The organism is candidate division KSB1 bacterium (genome assembly GCA_022562085.1).
Taxonomy (GTDB): Bacteria; Zhuqueibacterota; Zhuqueibacteria; order Oceanimicrobiales; family Oceanimicrobiaceae; genus Oceanimicrobium.
In genome coordinates this window covers 1-4,281 of the sequence record JADFPY010000376.1, presented here as the reverse complement: position 1 = coordinate 4,281, position 4,281 = coordinate 1, and the positions used below count along the sequence as shown (strand labels likewise).

Annotated in this window: 7 protein-coding genes; all 7 read left to right on the top strand. The window is 46.6% G+C overall.

Annotation, left to right across the window (positions count from 1 at the left end; translation table 11 throughout):
• A partial coding sequence (locus IH879_20615; GenBank protein MCH7677333.1) for a pyridoxamine 5'-phosphate oxidase occupies nucleotides 1-422 on the top strand: 422 nt, incomplete at its 5' end.
• Between the two features lie 76 nt (nucleotides 423-498).
• A complete protein-coding gene (locus IH879_20610) occupies nucleotides 499-1,383 on the top strand; it encodes an NmrA family NAD(P)-binding protein (GenBank protein MCH7677332.1) in 885 nt (294 codons plus the stop codon).
• Between the two features lie 19 nt (nucleotides 1,384-1,402).
• Complete coding sequence (locus IH879_20605; GenBank protein MCH7677331.1) at nucleotides 1,403-2,284, top strand: hypothetical protein; 882 nt, start codon at nucleotides 1,403-1,405, stop codon at nucleotides 2,282-2,284.
• Nucleotides 2,285-2,381: 97 nt separating this feature from the next.
• Complete coding sequence (locus IH879_20600; GenBank protein ID MCH7677330.1) at nucleotides 2,382-3,275, top strand: alpha/beta fold hydrolase; 894 nt, start codon at nucleotides 2,382-2,384, stop codon at nucleotides 3,273-3,275.
• A 3-nt stretch (nucleotides 3,276-3,278) separates the two neighbouring features.
• Nucleotides 3,279-3,617 (top strand): thiol reductase thioredoxin, encoded by a 339-nt coding sequence (locus IH879_20595; protein ID MCH7677329.1) that lies wholly within the window; start codon nucleotides 3,279-3,281, stop codon nucleotides 3,615-3,617.
• A 33-nt stretch (nucleotides 3,618-3,650) separates the two neighbouring features.
• On the top strand, nucleotides 3,651-4,061 hold the full coding sequence (locus tag IH879_20590; GenBank protein ID MCH7677328.1) for a nuclear transport factor 2 family protein: 411 nt from the start codon (nucleotides 3,651-3,653) through the stop codon (nucleotides 4,059-4,061).
• A gap of 50 nt (nucleotides 4,062-4,111) precedes the next feature.
• The coding region (locus tag IH879_20585) for a hypothetical protein (GenBank protein ID MCH7677327.1) at nucleotides 4,112-4,281 on the top strand (170 nt) is incomplete at its 3' end.

Below are 4,281 nucleotides of genomic sequence, written 5' to 3'. Positions count from 1 at the left end.
AGAATGGCTGGCCCTATGTGCAATTCCGAGGCGGTCCCAAAGGAGTTCTGAAAGTAATTGATAAGACAACGCTCGGTTATGCAGACTTTCGGGGCAACATGCAATATATCAGCGTTGGTAATATGAATTCAAGCCGCAAGGCGTCCTTATTTTTTATGGACTATCCTTCTCAAAAACGTCTGAAAATATGGGCTGAATCGGAAGTGATCGATGCCGGGCAGAATGTGGAATTGTTACAAAATCTGAAGATGCCCGGCTATGAGGCCCATATTGAACGCCTGATCATTTTTAGAATCCAGGCCTATGATTGGAATTGCCCACAACACATCACGCCGCGCTACACGAGTGAGGAAATTGCAGAAGGAGTCGCCAAGTCAAATCCGGATATTTTAAAATCATGTTGTCCCGATGATGTCGAGTAAGGGCACAATTGCGAAACACAACCTTAAGGCGCTATAAAATTAAGTACTTACAAATCATAAAAAATGAGAAATGATTATGTCTAAGCCAAGGATCTTGGTTACCGGAGCCACCGGCAAAACGGGTACCTTTGTGGTCGAGCAGCTCCTGAAGCGTGAATTCCCTGTGCGTGCGTTCGTACACCGGATTGATGAACGGTCGGAGCGGCTGGAAGCACTCGGGGCCGAGATACTCCAAGGCGACTTTTTGGACCTCCAGTCAGTTCGATCTGCCATGCGGGGCGTCAAGCGATTCTATTTCTGCTACCCCCCTCAGGGTGACCGGCTGCTGGAAGCTGCCACCAACGTGGCTGTAGCCGCCCGTGATGTGGGGGTGAGGGCGCTCGTCAATATGTCTCAAATCTCGGCACGAGAGAAAGCCACAAGTCCGTTGGCCCGCCATCACTGGTTGTCGGAACAGGTATTGGACTGGGCCAACATTGGCGCCTCACACATTCACCCGACCTTCTTCGCGGAAGACCTTTACCTCTTCAGCGGCCCAAGCATTGCTGAAGCCGGCAAGTTAGTTCTTCCGTTCGGTGATGGGAAGCATGCACCGGTAACGGCCGAGGACATCGCGCGGGTCGTCGTCGGGATTCTGGCGGATCCAGAACCCCACGTCGGTCAGCATTATATCCTCACCGGCCCCCGGGACATGACGATCGCGGAAATGGCAGAGGTGCTTACGACGGAACTCGGTAAACCTGTTGAGTACGTGAACTTGCCAATCCAGCAATGGCGCACGGCGCTCGTGGAAAAGGCAGGCATGCCCGAGTTCCTGGCGACCCATCTGGCGGCGGTGGCCCAGGACCATCAAGATGGTGTCTTTAGTGCTGAAACGGACGTGGTGGAAAAAATCGGCGGCCGGCCGCCACAATCGTTGGCGGAATTCATTCGCGCGCATGTTGTCGAGTTCAGAAGTTAAATGATTAAAGGAATATAAGATGAGAAAAAAAATCATTATTGGCCTGACATCCGTAGCACTCATGGCATTGATTTTCGGAATGATAATGCGGAAGGTTTCCATCCCTTTGCCGGAAAACATACAAATGCATGATCCCACAGCTCATGATATGAAAAGAGGGCGGGAGCTACTTGAGAAAATGCTTATTGCACACGGAGGCAGGTCGCAATGGAAACAATTCAAGGTTATTGAGGCTGTAGCCGCACATAACATATTTGCTCCTTATCGTTGGAAGTTTGGTTACTATCCCCATTACCCCCAACAGTTAAAGATGACGACCTTGCTTGGCACGGACAATGGACGGTTTGAATTTTTAGATGGGCCTGAACAAGGCTTGCAGTGGGGGCTGCAGAATTGGGCATGTTACAAGATAGAACCTGGGGAAGAGCCTGTATTTGAGCAAGACTTCGGTGTGTTTTTTTATGTGGCCACCGGGAACTATTTTTTGTTATTACCATTCCGCGTTCAGGAGGCCAATACAGTTGCATTAATGGGTGAGAAAGAATGGGAAGGAAAGATTTATGATCTTGTGATGGCAACCTGGGATGGTTTTGAGCCTAAGAAGACGATTGACCAGTATATATTGTGGATTTCCCGAGATACGGCACGCTTGGATTATATGACGTTTTCGGTGAGAGACCAGGGCAGCTTTGTGGTCGCAACCATCAGCTATATGAACTATCGCAATGTTGAGGGTCTTTTGCTTCCTTTTGAGTTTCGCATTGTATTTGGAGATGAACCGGATGATTGGCCGAGACTACATCATCTGCATGTCGATAGTATAAAGCTTTACAAGACAGCCGATAAACAATTTTTCTTTCCTCGTCCCAATCTTAGTTATGTTAAACCTACAAAATGGTGATTGCCAAAAGATAATTAAAAATTAAATAAAAAAAATAACATCCATGAAATCAAGCAAGTAAAAATACGGTGTTTGTTACTTAATATGAATGGTAACTATGATGAAATTCAATGTAGACAAAGCCCTTTTCCCTTTTCAAAATAACTTTCTTCATTTAGATGATGGAACAAAAATCCATTACCTCGATGAAGGTAAAGGGCCGGTTTTATTGATGCTGCATGGCAATCCTACCTGGTCATTCTTGTACCGAAAAATGATAGATAATCTAAAAAGCGATTTTAGATGTATAGCGCCTGATTTGCCGGGGTTTGGGTTATCAGAACAAACAGACACTTTTGATTTTCTTGCCGAATCGCATAGCAAAGTGATCGAAGAATTTTTACTGAAATTAAACATTGACAGTTACATCCTGATCGCTCAGGATTGGGGTGGTCCCATCGGGTTGAGTGTTGCCGAAAAATATCCTGATAAAATTATTGGAGCAGTTTTGGGTAACACCTGGGCCTGGCCCTTAAAGGGCAATTATCGTTATGAAGGTTTCAGTTGGCTAATGGGTGGACCCATTGGTCGGTGGATGAGCAGAAGCTTTAACGGCGTGTGGCAGGTATTTATGAAAAAAGGCTTTTACAAAAAGCCATCAAAAGAAGCTCTGGCCATGTACAAAGCGCCCTTTGCTAAAAAGGGGAATCGTATCCAAACAGCAATTTTCCCTCGGCAGCTCGTTAAAGCTTATGAATTCGAAAAAGCTGTAGAAAAGAATTTGAACAAAATTGGAAGTATACCGGTGCTCTTTACCTGGGGCATAAAAGACTTCGCCTTTAAACAAGATCAATTAGAACGATTTAAGAAGCATTTCCCAAATCATCAAACTCATCTACTCGAGGCGGGACATTTTTGGCAGGACGAACAAGGAAACTATGCCAGTGAGTTAATAAGGAAGTGGCATCAAATAAATATTTCATCTATGAACAATGACTCGAAAAAAGAGTAGATTATGAAGAAAAAAGCGAACCTGCTAATCCTGTCGGACAAGAACTTTAATCAGCGGGTGCTTGAAAACTTGCAGCCGGTCTCGGTACACTTTTGTACCAGATGGAGTGGGTCTTCCGACATTCTGACACCCATCATCGAGGGGCTGGCGTTGGAATTCTCCGGTGAAGTTGCATTTGGCCAAATAGACGCGGACAAGTACGGCCAAATTGCCACAAAGTTTGGCGTCGAATCTATCCCGACCCTGATTTTCTTCAACCACGGCAGAGTTGTCGACCGAACAACCGGGGTGATTTCAAAAAGTGAGTTAACAAAAAAACTGAAAGCACTTTTAGGAAAATGACTTTTAACAAACCAATGAAGGAGAACACCAAAAATGAAACAAGCCATCAAACCTCCGTTCACAGAAGAGACCGCGCGGGCAAAAGTAAAGGCTGCCGAAGACGCCTGGAACAGCCGCGATCCGGAACGTGTCGCCCTGGCTTACACCGAAGACTCCCAATGGCGCAACCGCACCGAATTTTTTACCGGCAGAGAAGCCATCAAAGAATTCTTGAGACGCAAATGGGCGAAGGAATTGGACTATCGACTCATGAAAGAACTCTGGGCTTATACGGATAACCGTATTTCCGTTCGCTTTGAATACGAATGGCGCGATGCCGATACCGGCCAAACGTACCGCACCCATGGCAACGAGCACTGGGAATTTGATGATGCAGGCCTGATGCAGCGCAGGGATATGAGCGCCAACGATGTTCCTATTGCAGAATCTGAACGGCGATATTGAGGCGTGGTGCTCAATCACTTCAAGTACTCATTTCAAAACGGAGGGATATCATGGAACACGCGGAACATTCTTCGCACCAGGACCAGACTGACGACAGCGGCGGAAAACTGAAACTCGCAACCAGCGCAACACTGCACTGTTTATTGGGCTGCGGAATCGGTGAAGTGGTCGGCCTGGTTATCGGGATTGCACTGCTGCTATCCAATGTTGCTACCATAGT

Bases quoted from the DNA above. Each gene is read 5' to 3' on its own strand.
- IH879_20610 (MCH7677332.1), top strand. From the start codon at position 499: ATGTCTAAGCCAAGGATCTTGGTTACCGGAGCCACCGGCAAAACGGGT.
- IH879_20595 (MCH7677329.1), top strand. From the start codon at position 3,279: ATGAAGAAAAAAGCGAACCTGCTAATCCTGTCGGACAAGAACTTTAAT.
- IH879_20590 (MCH7677328.1), top strand. From the start codon at position 3,651: ATGAAACAAGCCATCAAACCTCCGTTCACAGAAGAGACCGCGCGGGCA.
- IH879_20600 (MCH7677330.1), top strand. From the start codon at position 2,382: ATGATGAAATTCAATGTAGACAAAGCCCTTTTCCCTTTTCAAAATAAC.
- IH879_20605 (MCH7677331.1), top strand. From the start codon at position 1,403: ATGAGAAAAAAAATCATTATTGGCCTGACATCCGTAGCACTCATGGCA.